The organism is Cellulosimicrobium sp. NPDC030954, assembly GCF_055571305.1.
Window position 1 is genome coordinate 152762 of sequence record NZ_JBVIFN010000004.1, and the last position, 18012, is coordinate 170773.

Here is an 18012-nt window from a genome sequence, read left to right on the forward strand (position 1 = left end):
ACCGGAGGGTGCGGTCGGGGAGCGGGCCGGGCCCGGTGACGTCCCTCACCGCGCCCCCGCTTCCCCGGGCGGTCGGGACGGGCGAAACGGGTGATTTCCGCCCGCGGCGGGCGCCGCGCCGCGAAATGAGGGTCCGGGTGCGGGGGCCCGGTACGTAGGATGGTCCGCGCGCGGCAGGTCGCCGCGACGGCGCGACGTGAGCACGGGGCGGTGGGTGTGTCAGCAGGGCAGCAGGTCAGCTCCCGCGTCCTGACCGTCCCGAACGTCATCAGCCTCCTGCGGCTGCTCCTCGTGCCCGTGTTCGCGGTCCTCATCGTGCGCGGCGACGACGTCTGGGCGCTGGTCGTGCTCGCGGTGTCGGGGGCGTCGGACTGGCTCGACGGCGTCCTCGCGCGGCGCCTGGACCAGGTGAGCCGCCTCGGGCAGATGCTCGACCCGGCCGCAGACCGGCTCTTCATCCTCGTCACCCTCCTGGGTCTCGCCTGGCGCGACGTCGTGCCCGTGTGGCTCGTCGTGGTCATCGTGGGTCGTGACCTGCTCCTCGTCGGGCTGCTGCCGCTGCTCGCGCGCCACGGGTACGGGCCCCTGCCGGTGAGCTTCGCGGGCAAGGCCGGGACGTTCGCGCTCCTGTACGCGTTCCCGCTCCTGCTCCTGGCCGAGATGCCGGGCTGGCCGGGCGACGTCGCCGCGGTCACGGGGTGGGCGTTCACCTGGTGGGGCGTGGGCCTGTACTGGCTCGCGGGCGCCCAGTACGTGCTGCAGACGCGCTCGCTCGTGGTGCGCGACCGGGCGGCCGCCGGAGAGAGCGACGACACCGGCACGACGACGCGGGAGGCGCCGTGAGCGAGAACCATCCGGACCCGGGCGGCGGCGCGCGCCGCGCCCCCGTCGACGCGTCGATGACGCTTCTCAACGAGGTCATGCACCGCCCGCTCGACCCCGGGTACGCGGACGCCGCGGCGCGCCGCGCCGCCGGGCAGTCGCCGCACCGCGGCCGCACGGGCACCGTGACCCTCGTCGCCCTCGCGGTCGTCCTCGGCGTCGTGACGACGGCGGCCGCCGTCGAGCTGCGCGCCCCGCAGCCGGGCGTCATCGCGGCGCGCGAGACCCTGGAGCAGGAGATCCTCGACCGGCAGGGCGCCGCCGAGGACCTCACCGCCCGCGGGGCGCAGCTGTCCGCGGAGATCGAGCAGCTCCAGGGCGCGGCGCTCACCGGCGCGAGCGCCGACGTGCTGCAAGGGCTCCAGGCGGAGGGTGCGCTGACCGGCACGCAGGCGGTCGAGGGCCAGGGCGTCGTCGTCACGCTCGACGACACGAGCGGCGGCCTGTCCTCCGACACCGTGGACTCGAGCTCGCTCGTGCACGACTCCGACCTGCAGCGCGTCGTCAACGCGCTCTGGGCCGGCGGCGCGGAGGCCGTCGCGATCAACGGGCAGCGCCTCACCGGGCTCTCGGCCATCCGCTCCGCCGGGGACGCGGTGCTCGTCGACCTGCAGCCCCTCGTCGGCCCGTACCGGGTCGAGGCGATCGGGGACCCGGACGCCCTGCGCACCTCGCTGCTGCGCTCCGGCACGTCGGACTACCTGCAGATCCTGGGGACCCAGTACGGCATCCGGTCGAGCGTGACGACGCAGAGCCGCCTCGACCTGCCCGGCCGGCCCGCGCCCACGCTGTTCTTCGCGGAGGCCCCGGCGGCGACCGTAGACTCCGACACGCCCGCCGGGAGCACCGACGGCACGACGGACGGCACGACCGACGGGTCCGGGACGGGCCCGGGACCGCACGAGACAGGGCAGGAGATCGTCGAATGATCGCAGTCGTCGGACTGGTGGTGGGCATCGTCGCGGGCCTCGTCCTGCAACCCACCGTGCCCGTGTCGCTGCAGCCCTACCTGCCGATCGCCGTCGTGGCCGCGCTCGACGCTCTGTTCGGGGGCCTGCGTGCCCGGCTCGACGGGCTGTTCGACGACAAGGTCTTCCTCGTCTCGTTCCTGTCGAACGTCGTTGTCGCCGCCCTCATCGTCTTCCTCGGCGACCAGCTCGGCGTCGGGAGCCAGCTCTCCACCGCCGTCGTCGTCGTCCTCGGCATCCGCATCTTCTCCAACGCCGCCGCGATCCGGCGCCACATCTTCAAGGCGTGAGCGTGACCCGCGACCCCCAGGACCCCCGCGACGCGGCCGCCGCCGACGTGACGCCGCACCCCACCCCGGACGACGCCCGCGAGCGCGCCGGCCAGACGGCCCACGGGACCGCCGCCGACGTCGTGCCCGCCCGGCCCGACCCGGTGGGTACGGACGAGGACCCGGTCGGGGCGGACACCGCGCCCGGGCCCGAGCATCAGCCCGAGGGCCAGCAGGTGCCCGCCGCCGCGCACACGACCACCGGCGAGGCGGTCGACGACGCTGCCGGCACGACCGACCCGGAGGCCGGCGACCCGGCGGACGGTCCCGCACGCGAGCCCGACGTCGCCCCCGAGGCGACGGACCGCGAGGTCGGCCACGACGGCGCCGTCGAGCAGGAAGGCGCCGTCGACGACGGCTCCTCGGGCGACCACGAGAGCGACGAGCCCTCCGCCGCCGCGGCCCCCGCGCCGGGCGCGGACCCCGAGGACGACCCGGCGAGCGCCGCACCGCCCGAGAGCGCCGACGGGGACGCGGAGGCGCCGGACCACGCTCCGGTCGACGCCGTCGCACCGGACGGCGACCCGCACCCCGACGCGACCACCGAGGGCACGACCACCGAGGGCACGACCGGCACCGACGCGTCGACGCCGGAGGAGCCGCCCGCGACGACCGGGACGATCGGCGCCGTGGGCCGCCACGGCGCCCCCACCCGGCCGGAGCCGCGCGGGCTGCGCGGGCTCGGCCGGGCGCTGCGCCCCCGCGCGTCCCGCTCCCAGATCGTCGTCGGCGTCCTGTGCGCGCTCCTCGGCTTCGCGCTCGTGGTCCAGGTGAGCCAGACGCAGGAGGACCAGCTCTCGTCCCTGCGCCAGAGCGACCTCGTGCGCCTCCTCGACGACGTCACGCAGCGCTCCGGCGAGCTCGAGGACCAGGTCTCCTCGCTCGAGTCGACGCGCGACGAGCTGCAGTCGGGGTCCGGGCGCGAGCGTGCCGCGCTCGAGCTCGCCGAGCAGCAGGCCGAGACGCTCGGCATCCTGTCCGGCCGCCTCCCCGCCGAGGGCCCGGGCGTCGAGATCGAGGTCGTCGAGGGCACGGAGGCGCTCGACGCGTTCGCGCTCTTCAACGTGCTCGAGGAGCTGCGCAACGCGGGCGCGGAGGCGATGGAGGTCAACGGGGTCCGCCTCGTGGCGAGCAGCTACTTCGAGGACTCGGCCGACGGCGTCGTGGTCGACGGGCAGACGATCTCCTCGCCGTACCGGTGGAACGTGATCGGCGACCCGTCCACGCTCGAGACGGCCCTCGAGATCCCCGGCGGCGCGATGGCGTCGCTGCGCGCGGACGGCGCGCGCACGACGATCACCCAGCGGGACCGGGTCGAGGTCGCCGCGACCGTCGAGCCCGGCGCGCCGCAGTACGCGACCCCGGTCCCCGCCGACGAGTGACTGCGGCTTCCCGCATCCCCGCAGGCCGGGGTAGGTTGGGACGACCGTGGGTCGCGCGCACCGCGTGACCTGCGGGTGTAGTAGTTTTCGAGCACGATTCCCGCACGACGGGGCCACGGCCCCGCGGTGCGGTGTTCCGAGGTCGAGCACGACGTGCGTGAGCCCCGAGGAGGCGAGATGAGTGTCCCAGGCGGTCCTGAGGTGCCGAACCGGGCGGGTAGCGACACGACGGTCAGCTTCGGCCGGATCGAGGCCCCGATCGAGGAGGGCGTGCAGCCCGGCGGTCTGAGCCCCGAGGAGCACGCCGCGGTCGCGGCCCTGCCGCGCCACTCCGCCCTGCTCATCATGCAGCGCGGTCCCGGGCAGGGGTCCCGCTTCCTCCTGGACGCCGAGCGCACCGTCGCCGGCCGGTCGGAGCGCGCGGACATCTTCCTCGACGACGTCACCGTGTCCCGCAAGCACGCCGAGTTCGTGCGCGAGGGCGAGCACTTCCTCGTGCGCGACGTCGGGTCGCTCAACGGCACGTACGTGAACCGCAGCCGCATCGACGCCGTCGCGCTCTCGACGGGCGACGAGGTGCAGATCGGCAAGTACCGGCTCACGTTCCACGCCAGCCCGCACGCGGGGGCACCGGCGGGCGGCACGGCCCCCCGGTCGTGAACGCCTCCACGGGCGCGGCGCACGCCACGGTCCCCGAGCCCGCCGACGGCGCGGAGCCGTGGCCGCAGGGGATCTCGCGTCGCGCGACCATGCGCATCTCCGACGTGCTGCGCGCGCTGCGGGCCGAGTTCCCCAACGTCAGCCACTCCAAGCTGCGCTTCCTCGAGGAGCAGGGGCTCATCGAGCCCGTGCGCACCGCGTCGGGCTACCGCCAGTACAGCCCCGCGGACGTCGAGCGGCTGCGGTTCGTGCTCGTCGAGCAGCGCGACCGGTACCTGCCGCTCAAGGTCATCAAGGAGCGCCTCGCCGCCCTCGACGCGGGCACCGACGTCGAGGTCCTCGCCCCGCGCCTGGCGACGAACGACGGCGAGCCCGGCTCGGCGACCGTCCGCCAGCGCTACACGGTGGACGCGCTCGTGTCCGCGGCGGGCGTGGAGCGCGACCTCGTCGAGGGGCTCATCGAGGCCGGCGTGCTGCGCCAGGCGCCGGGGGGCCAGCTCGACGCGCGCTCGCTCGACGTGGTCGTGCTCGCCGCGGGACTGTCGGAGTACGGCATCGAGCCGCGCCACCTGCGCTCCCTGCGCACCGCCGCCGACCGGCACGTGAGCCTCGTGCACCAGGTCGTCTCCCCGTGGCGCGGGCAGCAGAGCGCGTCCGCGCGCGCCCACGCGGGCACCGTGGCCTCGGAGGTCGGGGAGCTGTGCGCGCAGCTGCACACGGTGTTCGTGCGCCAGGGGATCGACGACCTCACACGCTGACCGTCGCGCCGGTCCCCGACGTCCGCGAGGCGCGCGGACGAGACGGGCCCCACCCCCTGCCGGATGCCGGTGGGCGACGTACCGTGGAGTGGTGAGCGACGACGTCCCGATGGTCCCCGTCGAGGTGCTGGGGGTCCGTCAGCAGCAGCGCGACCAGGAGATCGTGGTGCTGCTGCTCGACGACGCGTCCGAGCTCGTCGTGCCGATCGTCATCGGGCCCCGGGAGGCGAGCGCGATCGCCATGGCGCAGGCAGGGCTGCCGACGCCGCGACCCATGACCCACGACCTGCTGCGGGACCTCCTCGACGCCGTCGGGGTGCGCCTGGAGCGGGCGGAGATCGTCGCGCTCGACGGCGGCATCTTCTTCGCCGAGCTGGTCCTGAGCAACGGGGTCCGGCTCGACTCGCGCGCGTCGGACGCGATCGCGGTCGCGGTGCGCACCGGCAGCCCGGTGCTGTGCTCGGCCGAGGTCGTCGCGACGGCGGGGGTCGAGGTCGTCGACGTCGCGCAGCAGGAGGAGGTCGAGAAGTTCCGCGACTTCCTGGACCACGTCCAGCCGGAGGACTTCTCGGTGGACGAGTAGGGGACGGTCCGCGCGCGACGGGCCGACCGTCGGGCACGGATCCGACCTTCGGACACAACGGACAACACCGACGTTCGACCTCAGGTCGAGGGTTGGGCGGCCGGATCGCCGGACGTGCGGGCGCGACACGCCCGCACGCTCGGGTCGTCGGTCGTTGACGACCCCCGACGGCGCCCATAGCGTGGTCGTGGACATCACCCCAGGAGGCGACAGTGAACAGCAGCGGTGAGGCGAGCGTCGGTGCCGGCGCGGCGGTTCCCCACGGTGCGCAGGGCCTCCTCTTCGGGGAGGACATCACCGAGCAGGACACCACGACCGGGTACCGCGGCCCGACCGCGTGCCGTGCCGCGGGCATCACCTACCGCCAGCTCGACTACTGGGCCCGCACCGGGCTGGTCGAGCCCACCGTGCGGCCCGCGTCGGGGTCGGGCTCCCACCGCCTGTACAGCTTCCGGGACATCCTCGTCCTCAAGGTCGTCAAGCGGCTCCTGGACACCGGGGTCTCGCTGCAGCAGATCCGCACGGCCGTCGAGCACCTGCGCGAGCGCGGCGTCGACGACCTCGCGCAGATCACCCTCATGAGCGACGGGGCGAGCGTGTACGAGTGCACGTCGCCCGACGAGGTCGTGGACCTCGTCCAGGGCGGTCAGGGCGTGTTCGGCATCGCGGTCGGGCGCGTGTGGCGCGAGGTCGAGGGCACGCTCGCGGAGCTGCCCACCGAGTCGCTCGACGACGAGGACGACGCGGCGGCGAGCCCGCAGGACGAGCTCGCGCAACGCCGTCGGGCCCGCTCCGCCGGCTGACGTCCGCGAGCGCCGCTCCCTCCCGAGGGGGCGGGGGACTCCGGGCCCGGGCGGGCGCCGCAGCGCACGGGCCTGTGGAGCACGTCACAGCCGGTGCGACGGCCTGCCCCGCGAGGCCGTGGGAGGATCGCCCGGTACGCGGCGCGTCACGCTCTCCCCGGCGGCGTCGCACGGTCGACGGATGGAGTGCCGGTGTTCTCGAAGGTCCTGGTCGCCAACCGCGCGGAGATCGCCGTCAGGGCGTTCCGCGCCGCCTACGAGCTGGGGGCCCGCACCGTCGCGGTGTTCCCGCAGGAGGACCGCAACTCCGAGCACCGGCTCAAGGCCGACGAGGCGTACCTCATCGGGGAGCCGGGCCACCCGGTCCGGGCGTACCTCGACATCGAGGAGATCGTGCGCGTGGCGCGCGAGGCGGGCGCCGACGCGGTCTACCCGGGCTACGGGTTCCTCTCGGAGAACCCCGACCTGGCGCGCGCGTGCGCGGACGCCGGGCTGACGTTCGTCGGGCCGCCGCCGGAGGTGCTCGAGCTCGCGGGCAACAAGGTGCGCGCGCTCAAGGCCGCCCGCGAGGCGGGGCTGCCGGTGCTCGCGTCGAGCGAGCCGTCGTCGGACGTCGACGAGCTCGTCGCGGCGGCCGACCTGATCGGGTTCCCCGTGTTCGTCAAGGCCGTCGCCGGCGGCGGTGGCCGCGGCATGCGCCGCGTGGACACCCGCGAGGACCTGCCCGAGTCGCTGGCCGCCGCGATGCGCGAGGCCGACGGCGCGTTCGGGGACCCGACGGTGTTCCTGGAGCAGGCGGTGCTGCGCCCGCGGCACATCGAGGTGCAGATCCTCGCCGACGGTGCGGGGAACGTCGTGCACCTGTACGAGCGGGACTGCTCGCTGCAGCGGCGGCACCAGAAGGTCGTCGAGATCGCGCCGGCGCCCAACCTCGACCCGGCGATCCGGGACGCGCTGTGCGCGGACGCGGTGAAGTTCGCCCGGCACATCGGGTACCAGAACGCGGGCACGGTGGAGTTCCTCGTGGACACGGTGGGGGAGCGGGCCGGGCAGCACGTGTTCATCGAGATGAACCCGCGCATCCAGGTCGAGCACACCGTGACGGAGGAGGTCACGGACGTCGACCTCGTGTCCGCGCAGATGCGGATCGCGTCGGGGGAGACGCTGGAGGACCTCGGGATCCGGCAGGAGGACGTGCGCGTCAACGGCGCCGCCCTGCAGACCCGCATCACGACGGAGGACCCCGCGAACGGGTTCCGTCCCGACACGGGCCGCATCATCGCCTACCGTTCCCCGGGCGGTGCGGGCGTGCGGCTCGACGGCGCGACGGCGACGGCCGGGTCCGTCGTGTCGGGCCACTTCGACTCGATGCTCGTCAAGCTGACGTGCCGCGGCCGCGACTTCCCGACGGCGGTGCGGCGCGCCCGGCGCGCCCTCGCCGAGTTCCGCATCCGCGGCATCCGGACCAACATCCCCTTCCTGCAGGCCGTGCTCGCCGACCCGGAGTTCGTCGCGGGGAACGTCGCGACGTCGTTCATCGACGAGCGTCCCGAGCTGCTGGCCGCGCGCGAGAGCGCCGACCGCGGCACGCGCCTGCTCGCGCACGTGGGCGACACGACGGTCAACCGTCCGCACGGCGAGCCGCGGCGCACCACCGACCCCGCGACGAAGCTGCCCGCGCTGGACCTGTCGGTCGCGCCGCCGCCCGGCACCCGCCAGCAGCTCCTCGAGCTGGGCCCCGAGGGCTTCGCGCGCGCCCTGCGCGGCGAGCAGCGCCTGCGGGTCACGGACACCACGTTCCGCGACGCCCACCAGTCCCTGCTCGCGACGCGCGTGCGCACGCACGACCTGGCCGCCGTCGCGCCGTACGTGGCGCGGGCCACGCCGCAGCTGTGGTCGGTCGAGGCCTGGGGCGGGGCGACGTACGACGTCGCGCTGCGGTTCCTCGGCGAGGACCCGTGGGAGCGCCTCGCAACGCTGCGCGAGGCGATGCCGAACCTCGCGATCCAGATGCTCCTGCGCGGACGCAACACCGTCGGGTACACGCCGTACCCGACGCGCGTCACGGAGGCGTTCGTCGCGGAGGCCGCGGCGACGGGCATCGACGTGTTCCGCATCTTCGACGCGCTCAACGACGTGGACCAGACGCGACCCGCGATCGAGGCGGTGCGCGCCACCGGCACGACCGTCGCGGAGGTCGCGCTGTGCTACACGGGCAACCTGCTGGACCCGGCCGAGGACCTGTACACGCTCGACTACTACCTGCGCCTCGCCGACCGCATCGTCGACGCCGGCGCGCACGTGCTCGCGATCAAGGACATGGCCGGGCTGCTGCGCCCCGCGGCGGCGACGCGCCTCGTGACCGCGCTGCGCGAGCGCTTCGACCTGCCGGTGCACCTGCACACGCACGACACCTCGGGCGGCCAGATGGCGACGCTGCTGGCCGCGGCGGCCGCGGGCGTGGACGCGGTGGACGCCGCGAGCGCCGCCATGGCGGGCACGACCAGCCAGCCGTCGCTGTCGGCGCTCGTCGCGGGCCTGGAGCACACCGAGCGCGACACGGGCCTGTCGCTGGCCGCGGTCGCGGACCTCGAGCCGTACTGGGAGGCGGTGCGCCGCGTCTACGCGCCGTTCGAGTCGGGGCTGCCCGGGCCGACGGGGCGCGTGTACGAGCACGAGATCCCGGGCGGGCAGCTGTCGAACCTGCGCCAGCAGGCGATCGCGCTGGGCCTGGGGGACAAGTTCGAGCAGATCGAGGCGATGTACGCCGCGGCGGACCGCATCCTGGGGCGCCTGGTGAAGGTGACGCCGTCGTCGAAGGTCGTGGGCGACCTCGCGCTGCACCTCGTCGCGGCGGGCGCGGACCCGGCCGAGTTCGCGGCCGACCCGCAGGCGTTCGACATCCCGGACTCGGTGATCGGGTTCCTGGGCGGCGAGCTCGGTGACCCGCCCGGGGGCTGGCCGGAGCCGTTCCGCTCGCGCGCGCTCGCCGGTCGTGCCGCGCGCGGCGGCGTGACGCCGCTGTCGCCGGAGGACGAGGCCGAGCTCGCGCAGGCCGGGGAGGTGCGGCGCCGGCGGCTGAACCACCTGCTCTTCGCGGGGCCGACCAAGGAGTTCGAGCAGGTGCGCCAGGCGTACGGGGACGTCTCCGTGCTCGACACCCCCACGTACCTGTACGGGCTCGAGCCCGGCCAGGAGGTCGCGGTCGCGCTGGGCAAGGGCGTGCGCCTGCTCGTGGGGCTCGAGGCGATCGGCACGCCCGACGAGCGGGGTATGCGCACGGTCATGTTCACCCTCAACGGCCAGCTGCGCCCGATCCAGGTGCGCGACCGGGCGGTCGACGTCGACGCGCGCACGGCCGAGAAGGCCGACCCCACGCAGCCGGGGCAGGTCGCGGCGCCGTTCGCGGGCGCGGTGACGCCGGTCGTGGCGGCCGGGGACGTCGTCGAGGCAGGGCAGACGGTCGCGACGGTCGAGGCGATGAAGATGGAGGCCGCGATCACGACGCCGGTCGCGGGCACGGTCCAGCGCGTCGCGATCGGGGCGGTGCAGCAGCTCGAGGGCGGCGACCTGGTCCTCATCGTGGCCTGACCGGGCTGACGACCGGGCTGAGCGGTGGGCACCCGCGCGGTCGGGGTGGCAGCCTGAGGCGACGGCCGTCGCGCCGGGCAGGTCGAGCGGAGGAGGATCCATGCGAGTCACGTTCCACGGCCACGCGTGCGTCACGGTGCGTCACGGCGGGCAGGTCGTCGCGATCGACCCGGGCACGTTCAGCGACGCGCCGGGTGCGCTGCGCGACGCCGGCACGGTGCTCGTCACCCACCAGCACCCCGACCACGTCGACGCGGCCGCGCTCGGCGCCGCCCTCGCGGCCCGGCCCGGGCTCACGGTGTGGGCGCCGGAGGCGGTCGCCGCCGCCCTGCGGCCCTCCCTGCCGGAGGCCACCTCGGCGCGCGTGCACGTCGTCGCGCCGGGTGACGGGCTGGACCTCGGCGGGCTGGAGGTCGTCGTCGGCGGCGGGCAGCACGCGGTGATCCACCGCGACGTCCCCCGGATCGCGAACGTGACCTACCTCGTGCGCGGGGACGGTGCGACGCTCCTGCACCCGGGCGACTCGTTCGACGCGCCCGACGGCGACGCGCTCGGAGGGAAGCGGCTCGACGTGCTCCTCGCGCCCGTGGCCGCGCCGTGGCTCAAGCTCGCCGAGACGATCGACTTCGTGCGTGGGCTCGACCCGCGCGTCGTCGTCCCGGTCCACGACGCGCTCCTCTCGGCGGCCGGGCACGGCCTCGTCGACCGTCTCCTCGGGGAGCAGCGCACCGGCGGGACGTACGCGTACCGGCCGCTCACGCCCGGCGAGGCGCTCGACGTCGCGGCGGGCAGCCTCGACGGGGCCGCCGACGCCGCGGCGCGCGCCCTGCGGGACGAGCACCCGGAGTACGGCGAGGTGACCCTGCTCGAGCACGACGAGAGCGTGCCGCCACGTCCGGAGGAGGAGGCGGCCGACGCGCTGCGCTCCGACCCCGCCCGCTGAGCCCGGCGCTACAGCAGCGGGCGCAGGGGCGTGAGGACGACCTCGCTGAGCTTCGCCGCCACCGAGCGGGAGTCCCACTCGGCGAGCGTCAGCTCGCGGGAGTTCGACAGGTCGACGTCGAACACCTTCTCCATCTGCTCGGCCACCCCGGGGTCGGTGATCTCGAGGTTCACCTCGTAGTTCCCCGTCAGGGAGAGCCGGTCGATGTTCGCCGTCCCGATCGTGGTCCACGCACCGTCGATCGTCGCCGTCTTCGCGTGCACCATCGCGTCCCGGTACAGGTGGATCCGCACCCCGCCCTTGAGCAGCGCCGTGTAGAGGCCGCGCGAGAGCCAGTCGGCCAGCACGTGGTTGGAGCGCTCGGGGACCAGGACGCGGACGTCGACCCCCCGCGCGGCGGCCGCGAGGAGGGCCGCGAGGATCTCCCGGTCGGGGATGAAGTACGCCTGCGTGATGTAGACGTGCGAGCTCGCGCGGTCGATCGCGTCGAGGTAGATGCCGCGGATCGGGAAGACGAGGTGCGCCGGCGCGTTGCGCGCGGCGCGCAGGCGCGGCTCCCAGTGCACCGACCCGGGGTCGGCGAGCAGCGGCTGGCCGGGCTTCCGATTGGCGTTCCAGAAGTCGACGAACGCGTTGCGCAGCTCCCACGCGCTCGGGCCCACGAGGCGGATGTGCGTGTCGCGCCACTGCGTCGCGTACAGGGCGCCGATGTTGTACCCGCCGACGAACGCGATCTCGTCGTCGACGACGAGGATCTTGCGGTGGTCGCGACCCGACTTGCGCACGTTGAGCATGAGGACGCCTGGGCGGAACACCGGGTAGCGGATGACGTGGATCGGCTCCGGCAGGTCGAAGAACGCCTGCGGGACGACGAGGTTCGCGAACCCGTCGTAGACGACGAACACCTCGACGCCGCGTGCGCTCGCCTCCACCAGCGCCTGCTTGAACTCCTCGCCGAGCGCGTCGGCCTTCCAGATGTACGTCTCGAGCAGGATGCGGCGCCGCGCCCCGCGGATCGCGCCGAGCATCTCCCGGTAGACGTCCTCGCCGTACGTGAAGACCGTGGTCGTGGTGCCCGCGACCTCCACGTCCGCGGGGGAGGAACGAGGGAACGACGCCTCGGTCGTGTTGCGGCGCTTGCGGATCGCGTCGGCGGTGACGAGCACGCCCGCGACGGTGATCGGCGCCGCGACGGCGACCACGAGCGCACGGGAGAGCAGACGGCGGGCGGTGCGCAGGGCGGAGTCGGCGGACAGGTGCACGGACTCACCGTAGCGGGCACGCCTCCCGGCGCGACCGGAGGGCGTGCGCGCCGCGGGTGAGATCTCGCACCCCCGCCGCCACCGGGGTCGACGAGCGCCCGGTCAGTGCGAGCGCAGGGCCTTGATCAGCTCGGCCTTGCGCATCGAGGAACGGCCCTCGATGCCGATCTCGGCGGCGCGCTTGCGCAGCTTCTCGACCGTCCAGTCGTCGTAGTCGCCGGCCTTGCCGCCCTTGCGGCCGACGCTCTTGCGGGACGACCCTGCCGCGGCGTTCGCGATCCGCGCCGCCTTCTCCTTCGAGTCGCCCTCGTCCCGCAGCTTCTCGTACAGCTCGGGGTCCTTCACGCTGGGTCCCGGGTCGCGCTTCGGCACGGCGTCCTCCCTCGTCTCGGGTCGGCCGCATCGGGCGCGGCCGGTCTCCCGCCAGGCTCGCCCCGACGCCGCGCGCTCGCACGCGGACCTCGCGCGGGCACCTCACCCGAGCACGACGACGCGCGACGTGCCCGGGTCCACGTGCACGACCTGCCCCGCCACCGCGGCGAACCCGTGCGGGTCCGCGGCGTACCCGGCCTGCCAGCGCACCCCGCCGTCGTCGAGCGACAGGCCGACCAGGAGCGAGCGCCGCGAGGAGTCCGGGTCGGGCACGACCACGGCGAGCGTCGCGCCGTCGGTGAACGCGGCCGTCACGCCGCCCGCGGGGTCCGGCCGGGTCCCGGGATCGCCCACGGACGTTCCCGGGGTGGACCTCGACCACGACCACACCCGCTCGCCCGTGCGGGCGTCCAGGGCGACGAGCGCGCCGCCGGTGGCGAGGACCGCGCGGTCGTCCGCGAGCGCCACGGCCTGCACGACGGGCACGGCGGCGCGCCACAGCTCGCGCGGGGCGCGAGCCGTGCCGCCGGGCGGGGACGCGAGCGCGCGCACCCCGTCCGGGGTCGTGACGAGCCAGGTGGTCGCGTCGCGGCCCGGTCCGGCGAGCGGGACGAGCAGGCGTCCGGAGACGGCGGCGCGGACCGTCCCGTCGGGGGCGAGGAGCTGGGTGAACCCGGTGCGGTCCGAGGGCCGGACGGTCGTGCGCCAGAACGTGCCGTCGGCGCGGGCCGTGACGGTCGTCGTGATCGCGTCGCCGGGGGCGTCCAGCCGGGTCCCGGCGAGGGTGAGGACCGCGCTGAGCCGGCAGCCGCGCACGACGAGCAGGTCGTCCTCGACGGTGACGGCGGCCTGGCCGGCGACCTGGGGCCGGCACATCGCGGTGCGCTCCGCGTCGTCGGGCCGGACCTCCTGCTGCCAGCGCACGCGTGCGGTGCGGGCGTCCTGGAGCGCGAGGTGGACGACGCCGCCCGTGCGCGACCAGCGCAGGACGGTCGCGCCGGGTGCGGGGACCGCGCGCCCGAGCTCGTCGCCGAGGGGGACCGGGTCCGTCGTCGGTCCTCCCGGGCCGAGGACGTGCGCCACGGGTGCGAGGGCGGGGCCGGTCAGGCACGTGACGGCAGCCGGGTGGGGAGCCGGGGCCGAGGTCTCGTCGGCGGCGGGTCCGCACCAGGCGGTCGGGTCGAGCGCCCGCCAGCGCCGCGCACCGGACCCGACGTCGTACGCCTCCACGCCCGCGCCGGTGACCACGGCGAGGGCCACGTCGTCGCCGTCACCGACCACGGACAGCCGGGGCGCGGCGGCGTCCGTCTCCCAGTCGGGCTCCGGCGCCACCGCGAGGGAGGCGACGGCGCCGGGCCGGGCCAGGCGTCCCCGCTCGGCCGTGCTCGTGCGCCACGTCCCGACGGCGACGAGGGCGAGGACGAGGAGGACGAGCGGCGCGACGACGCGCAGGAGCAGCGCACGTCGTCGGGCCGGTGCCCCGGGCCCGTGGGCCCCCTCCGCGGGTGCGCCGCGCCCGGCCGGCGCGGGCTCGTCGTCCGGGACGAGCTCCACCCGGTGGAGCGAGGCCATACCGGTGACGCCACGCGCCCCGCGGGCCGGCGTCAGGTCTCGGCGGGCTCGAGCGCGGCCGAGAGGGGGTGCGCGCGGATCGCCGCGGCGAGCTCGCCCTCGATCCGGTCGAGGTACACGCCGGTGGTCGCGATGGACGCGTGCCCGAGGAGCTCGGCGACGACCTTGACGTCCCACCCCTCGGCAGCGAGGAGGGTCGCGGTCGTGTGGCGCAGGGCGTGCGGGGTCGCCTCGCGCCGGTACTGCGCCGGCATGCGCTCGACGCAGCGCCGCAGGAGGCCGCGGACCGCCTGCGCGTCGATGCGGCGGCCGCGCCAGGACAGCAGGAGCGCACGCCGCGCGTCCGGGTCGTCGGGGCGGCGGGCGAGCAGCGCGGGGCGCAGGCGCTCCAGGTACTCCTCGAGCGCGGCGGCGAGCGGGGGAGAGAGCGTGACGGTGCGGACGTGCCCGCCCTTGCCCTGGATGCGCCAGCGCGTCTGGTCGGGCTCGCGGGCGAAGTCGTCGAGGTTCGCGCGCTCCAGCTCGGAGACCCGCGGGCCGAGGACGAGCAGGAGCGCGACGACGAGGCGGTCGCGGAGCTGGAGGTCCTGGTCGCGCCGTGCCGTGGCCGGGTCTCCCGGAGCTCGGGCCGCGGACACCTCGAGCAGCGACGCCGCGGAGCCCGCGGACAGGGCGGTGCGAGCGACGCGCAGGCCGTCGCGCAGGCGGGCCGGGGGAGAGGCCCACTGCATCGGGTCGGCCTGGACCCAGCCCTCGCGCGCCGCGTGGGAGAAGAAGCGGGTGACGGACTGGCGGAACCGGTTGACCGTCGCGGCGGAACGGCCCGAGCTCCCGGGCTTGCGCGACGCGTCCGCGTACCGGCCGTCGGGAGTCGTCTGGTAGCGCAGGAGGACGTCGTCCACGTCCTCGCCGGCGACGTCGTCCAGCACCCGGGCCGGCCCGGCGAGCCGCGCGAACTCGGCCACGTCCCGCTCGTAGCTGCGGCGCGTCGTCGGCGACAGCACGCCCCGCAGCGTCTGGGCGGCCACGGACGCGAGGTAGCGGTCGGCGGCCTCGGCGACGGTGATCCGCTCGAGACGGGGCGGGGCGACCATGAGCGGGCCTCCTTCGGTGGGTGCGGTCGCCGCCAGCCTAGGTCGTGCCGCCCACAGCGTCGCCACCGAACGACGCCCTGACCTGCGCCGACGCGGGGAGCCGGGGGCCGACGGGGTCAGCGCGACGCACCCAGGTGCGCGACGTCGCCCACGCCCAGCACCCCGCGGTTGTGGAAGAACCCGTCCTCGCGCAGGGTCGTGACGCTCCCGGAGGCGACCGGGAACGCGACGTGACCGGCGGCCTCGACCGGCATCCCGATCCAGGCCGCGACGACGAACGTCGCCGCGAACCCGTGCGTGACCACCACCTGGTGGTCCGCGGCGCGGCGGAGCAGGTCCGTCGTCGCTGCGTACACCCGCAGGGCGACGTCGAGCCTCGTCTCCGCGCCGGCGACGCCCACGTCGTGCCGCAGCCGGTCGCCCACCGCCGGCGGCGGGACGAACCGCGCGTCGTGCCAGGCCTGAGGACGCCCGCCCGCCTCGCCGTAGGACGCCTCGCGCAGCCGGGCGTCCAGCCGGGGGACGACGCCGAGCTCCGCGCCGATCGCTGTCGCGGTGCGGCGCGTGCGCAGGAGGTCGGACGTGACGACGTCGACGGCGGCGTCGTGCGGGATCCGGGCACGCAGCGCCGTGGCGACCAGGGCCGCCTGCCGTGCGCCCCGCGCGGTGAGGTCGGAGTCGTGGACGCCGCCGACCAGGCCCTCGACGTGGTGCGTCGCCTCGGGGTGGGTCACGACGTGGACCGTGCGCTCGCGCGCGCCGACGACCTCGGGCAGCGGCGGGGGAGGGAAGGGCGTCCGGGGAGCGGTGGGGTCGGGCACGCGCCCAGGGTGGCACACGCCCCGGGGGCACCGGACAGCGGGAGCGAGAAGGCTGGCCCGGGGGACGGGGACCGCGGTGGGGTCGTGCGGGCCGGAGTGTTCCGAAGGACGCGCGGACGGTGGTGTGCACGGCGACGTGGGCTACCGGGGGCCGCCGAGGTCGCGAGGATCAGCAACGACGCGTCACCACGCTGTTGACCTAAACACAATGGTTTGCGGTGTATGTCCGATTCTAGGCATCGTAGCCCAGGGTGCGGTCCCGCACCAGCCGTCGCCGGGGCGCTCGGACGTCCGGGGCACCCGACGGCTCGAGCTCGTCCCGTGCTGCGCCGGCGCCACCGGACGCAGGCCGCGGCGCCTGCGCGGGGGACACCGAGCGCCAGACCCACACGGCGACGGTCGCCGCACCGGCGGCGACGCCGACGAGCACGAGCGCCACGAGGGTCAGGGCGAGCGCCGGGACCCAGGCCAGCGTCACCAGCGTCGTCGTGACGAGACGTCGAGGACGACGACCGTCCGGTGCGAGCCCGGCGAACGGCGACGTCGTGGCGAACGTCCCGGAGACGGTTCCTGACGACGTCCGGGACGGCGCGAGCGCCACCAGGCCCGCGAGCGACGGCCGGCCGTCGCTCCGGCCCACGGTGCGGGCGGCGGGACGGTGCGTTCCGAGCCGGGGTGCGTACGTCGTCGTGCTCATGCCGAAGGGGAGCGTGCGAGAGCCCTCCGTGATGCGCGGGGACCGCCTTCGTTCCGACGAAATGACATAATGTACATTATCGGCGCACTGCGGAAGGGGTCGATCAGGCCTCTCGCGCCGCGTCTCCCTGCGCGGTTCCCGGGCCGCCGTGGGTCCTCGGGTGTCTACTGGCTGCCATGGGATCCGCCGTCCTCGAACCGACCACCCGGTGCGCGATCGACGCCGTCACCGCGCTGCGCCTCGTGCAGGACGACGTCGGCCTCGGTGCCCGTCGCCCGCTCGTCGGCCCCGCCGTGCTCCGCAGCCACGCGCTCTCGATGCTCTACCGCGACGTGCGCCGCGGCGTGCTCGACGAGAAGACGGCGCGCGCTCATCTGGAGGGCGTCGCCACGCTGAAGATCCGCCTGCTCGGCGACCGCGTCTCGCGGGCCACGGCGTGGCGCGTCGCGCGCGAGCTCGACGCGGACGACACGGCGGTCGCCGAGTACGTGGCGGTGGCCGTGCTGCAGGCCGACGTCCTCGTCGCGGGCGACCAGGACGTCGCGGCCGCGGCGGACGGCCGGATCCCCCTCGCCACGTACGACGACCTCCTGGGCTGAGCCGGCGACGTCCGCCCGAAGCCCGATCCGGTCACCGGTCCGGTCTCAGTCGTCGAACACGTCCCAGCAGATCGCGCTGCGGCGCCGCTGGTCGTCGAGGACGAGCTCGCGCAGCTCCGCCGGGATACGTTCGCGCTGCCAGTCCCGCTCCGCGAGGCGCGCCGCCTCGGGGTCCTCACCCCGTGCCGCGGCGTCGGCGGCCGCCGCCCGGATCGCGTACGCTGCCGCCCCGAGGTCGTGCGCCGCGACGTGCGCGACCGCCACCGCCTGCCCGGCCGCGAGCGCCGTGAACCTGACGGGTGCGGGCTGGTCGCGGCCGGCGGCGTTGGCGACGAAGGCGGTGCTGTGCGCGGTCTTCATGGGGACCTCGCCGCGGATCCAGGCGCGCGCGACGTCGAGGGCGTCGCGGGGTCGGGTGTCGTCGGGGCGGGCGTCCTCGAAGATCGGCAGGACGTGCTCGGTGCACTCGACGGCCCACCGGGCGAGCTGGCGGTGGTGGTCGTCGGTGAGGGTGCCGCCGCGGCGGACGGTGATGAGCCGGCGGTCGCGTTCGGTGGGCAGGATCGGCATGGTCCGATGCTCCCCCAGTCCGGTGCCCGGCGACCAGCGCGTCACCGGTGCGGCGGAGTCGGGACGGCACGGTCGGGGCGCCGTGGTCGCGTCGTCTGGTGAGGGTGGGTGGGGCGGCGTACGGTG

At 75.5% G+C, this 18012-nt stretch carries 18 protein-coding genes; 11 read left to right on the top strand and 7 right to left on the bottom strand.

What is annotated here, in order from left to right; genetic code table 11:
• Positions 1-216: 216 nt before the first annotated feature.
• The 10 genes from ACZ402_RS10490 to ACZ402_RS10535 all read left to right on the top strand — a co-directional run bounded on the left by ACZ402_RS10490 (position 217) and on the right by ACZ402_RS10535 (position 10899).
• Positions 217-843, top strand: coding sequence for a CDP-alcohol phosphatidyltransferase family protein (locus tag ACZ402_RS10490; protein ID WP_375823811.1), 627 nt, complete (start codon positions 217-219; stop codon positions 841-843).
• Positions 840-1811 carry a DUF881 domain-containing protein gene (locus ACZ402_RS10495; RefSeq protein ID WP_375823617.1) on the top strand — a complete coding sequence of 324 codons (972 nt, stop codon included), beginning with the start codon at positions 840-842 and terminating at the stop codon, positions 1809-1811. Before ACZ402_RS10490 ends, ACZ402_RS10495 begins: the two co-directional genes overlap by 4 nt.
• Entirely contained in the window at positions 1808-2140 is a 333-nt protein-coding gene (locus ACZ402_RS10500) for a small basic family protein (protein WP_021483549.1), read from the top strand. The genes ACZ402_RS10495 and ACZ402_RS10500 overlap by 4 nt, the downstream gene beginning before the upstream one ends.
• On the top strand, positions 2137-3561 hold the full coding sequence (locus ACZ402_RS10505; protein ID WP_375823618.1) for a DUF881 domain-containing protein: 1425 nt from the start codon (positions 2137-2139) through the stop codon (positions 3559-3561). The genes ACZ402_RS10500 and ACZ402_RS10505 overlap by 4 nt, the downstream gene beginning before the upstream one ends.
• A 177-nt stretch (positions 3562-3738) precedes the next feature.
• Positions 3739-4221, top strand: a complete 483-nt coding sequence (locus ACZ402_RS10510; protein ID WP_047234767.1) for an FHA domain-containing protein — start codon at positions 3739-3741, stop codon at positions 4219-4221.
• Positions 4218-4979, top strand: a complete 762-nt coding sequence (gene ftsR / locus ACZ402_RS10515; RefSeq protein ID WP_375823619.1) for a transcriptional regulator FtsR — start codon at positions 4218-4220, stop codon at positions 4977-4979. Before ACZ402_RS10510 ends, ftsR begins: the two co-directional genes overlap by 4 nt.
• A 109-nt stretch (positions 4980-5088) precedes the next feature.
• The gene (locus ACZ402_RS10520; protein ID WP_024839673.1) at positions 5089-5562 is read left to right on the top strand and encodes a bifunctional nuclease family protein; all 474 of its coding nucleotides are present in this window, start codon (positions 5089-5091) and stop codon (positions 5560-5562) included.
• Positions 5563-5774: 212 nt separating this feature from the next.
• On the top strand, positions 5775-6365 hold the full coding sequence (locus tag ACZ402_RS10525; RefSeq protein ID WP_375823620.1) for a MerR family transcriptional regulator: 591 nt from the start codon (positions 5775-5777) through the stop codon (positions 6363-6365).
• 192 nt (positions 6366-6557) lie between these two features.
• Positions 6558-9956, top strand: a complete 3399-nt coding sequence (locus ACZ402_RS10530; protein ID WP_375823621.1) for a pyruvate carboxylase — start codon at positions 6558-6560, stop codon at positions 9954-9956.
• Positions 9957-10056: 100 nt separating this feature from the next.
• The gene (locus ACZ402_RS10535; protein ID WP_375823622.1) at positions 10057-10899 is read left to right on the top strand and encodes an MBL fold metallo-hydrolase; all 843 of its coding nucleotides are present in this window, start codon (positions 10057-10059) and stop codon (positions 10897-10899) included.
• Positions 10900-10907: 8 nt separating this feature from the next.
• On the opposite strand, the gene ACZ402_RS10540 is transcribed toward ACZ402_RS10535, so the two are convergent.
• The 6 genes from ACZ402_RS10540 to ACZ402_RS10565 all read right to left on the bottom strand — a co-directional run bounded on the left by ACZ402_RS10540 (position 10908) and on the right by ACZ402_RS10565 (position 16717).
• Entirely contained in the window at positions 10908-12161 is a 1254-nt protein-coding gene (locus tag ACZ402_RS10540) for a phospholipase D-like domain-containing protein (RefSeq protein ID WP_375823623.1), read from the bottom strand.
• Positions 12162-12263: 102 nt separating this feature from the next.
• Entirely contained in the window at positions 12264-12533 is a 270-nt protein-coding gene (locus ACZ402_RS10545) for a DUF7218 family protein (RefSeq protein WP_375823624.1), read from the bottom strand.
• 102 nt (positions 12534-12635) lie between these two features.
• A complete protein-coding gene (locus ACZ402_RS10550; protein ID WP_375823625.1) occupies positions 12636-14105 on the bottom strand; it encodes an outer membrane protein assembly factor BamB family protein in 1470 nt (489 codons plus the stop codon).
• Positions 14106-14137: 32 nt separating this feature from the next.
• On the bottom strand, positions 14138-15199 hold the full coding sequence (locus ACZ402_RS10555; protein ID WP_375823626.1) for a tyrosine-type recombinase/integrase: 1062 nt from the start codon (positions 15197-15199) through the stop codon (positions 14138-14140).
• Positions 15200-15315: 116 nt separating this feature from the next.
• A complete protein-coding gene (locus tag ACZ402_RS10560) occupies positions 15316-16020 on the bottom strand; it encodes a histidine phosphatase family protein (RefSeq protein ID WP_375823627.1) in 705 nt (234 codons plus the stop codon).
• Between the two features lie 232 nt (positions 16021-16252).
• Complete coding sequence (locus tag ACZ402_RS10565) at positions 16253-16717, bottom strand: hypothetical protein (RefSeq protein WP_375823628.1); 465 nt, start codon at positions 16715-16717, stop codon at positions 16253-16255.
• 176 nt (positions 16718-16893) lie between these two features.
• Between ACZ402_RS10565 and ACZ402_RS10570 the strand changes: the two genes are divergently transcribed.
• Positions 16894-17316 (top strand): hypothetical protein, encoded by a 423-nt coding sequence (locus tag ACZ402_RS10570; protein ID WP_375823629.1) that lies wholly within the window; start codon positions 16894-16896, stop codon positions 17314-17316.
• 45 nt (positions 17317-17361) lie between these two features.
• On the opposite strand, the gene ACZ402_RS10575 is transcribed toward ACZ402_RS10570, so the two are convergent.
• A complete protein-coding gene (locus ACZ402_RS10575) occupies positions 17362-17886 on the bottom strand; it encodes a putative immunity protein (protein ID WP_375823630.1) in 525 nt (174 codons plus the stop codon).
• Positions 17887-18012: the final 126 nt, after the last annotated feature.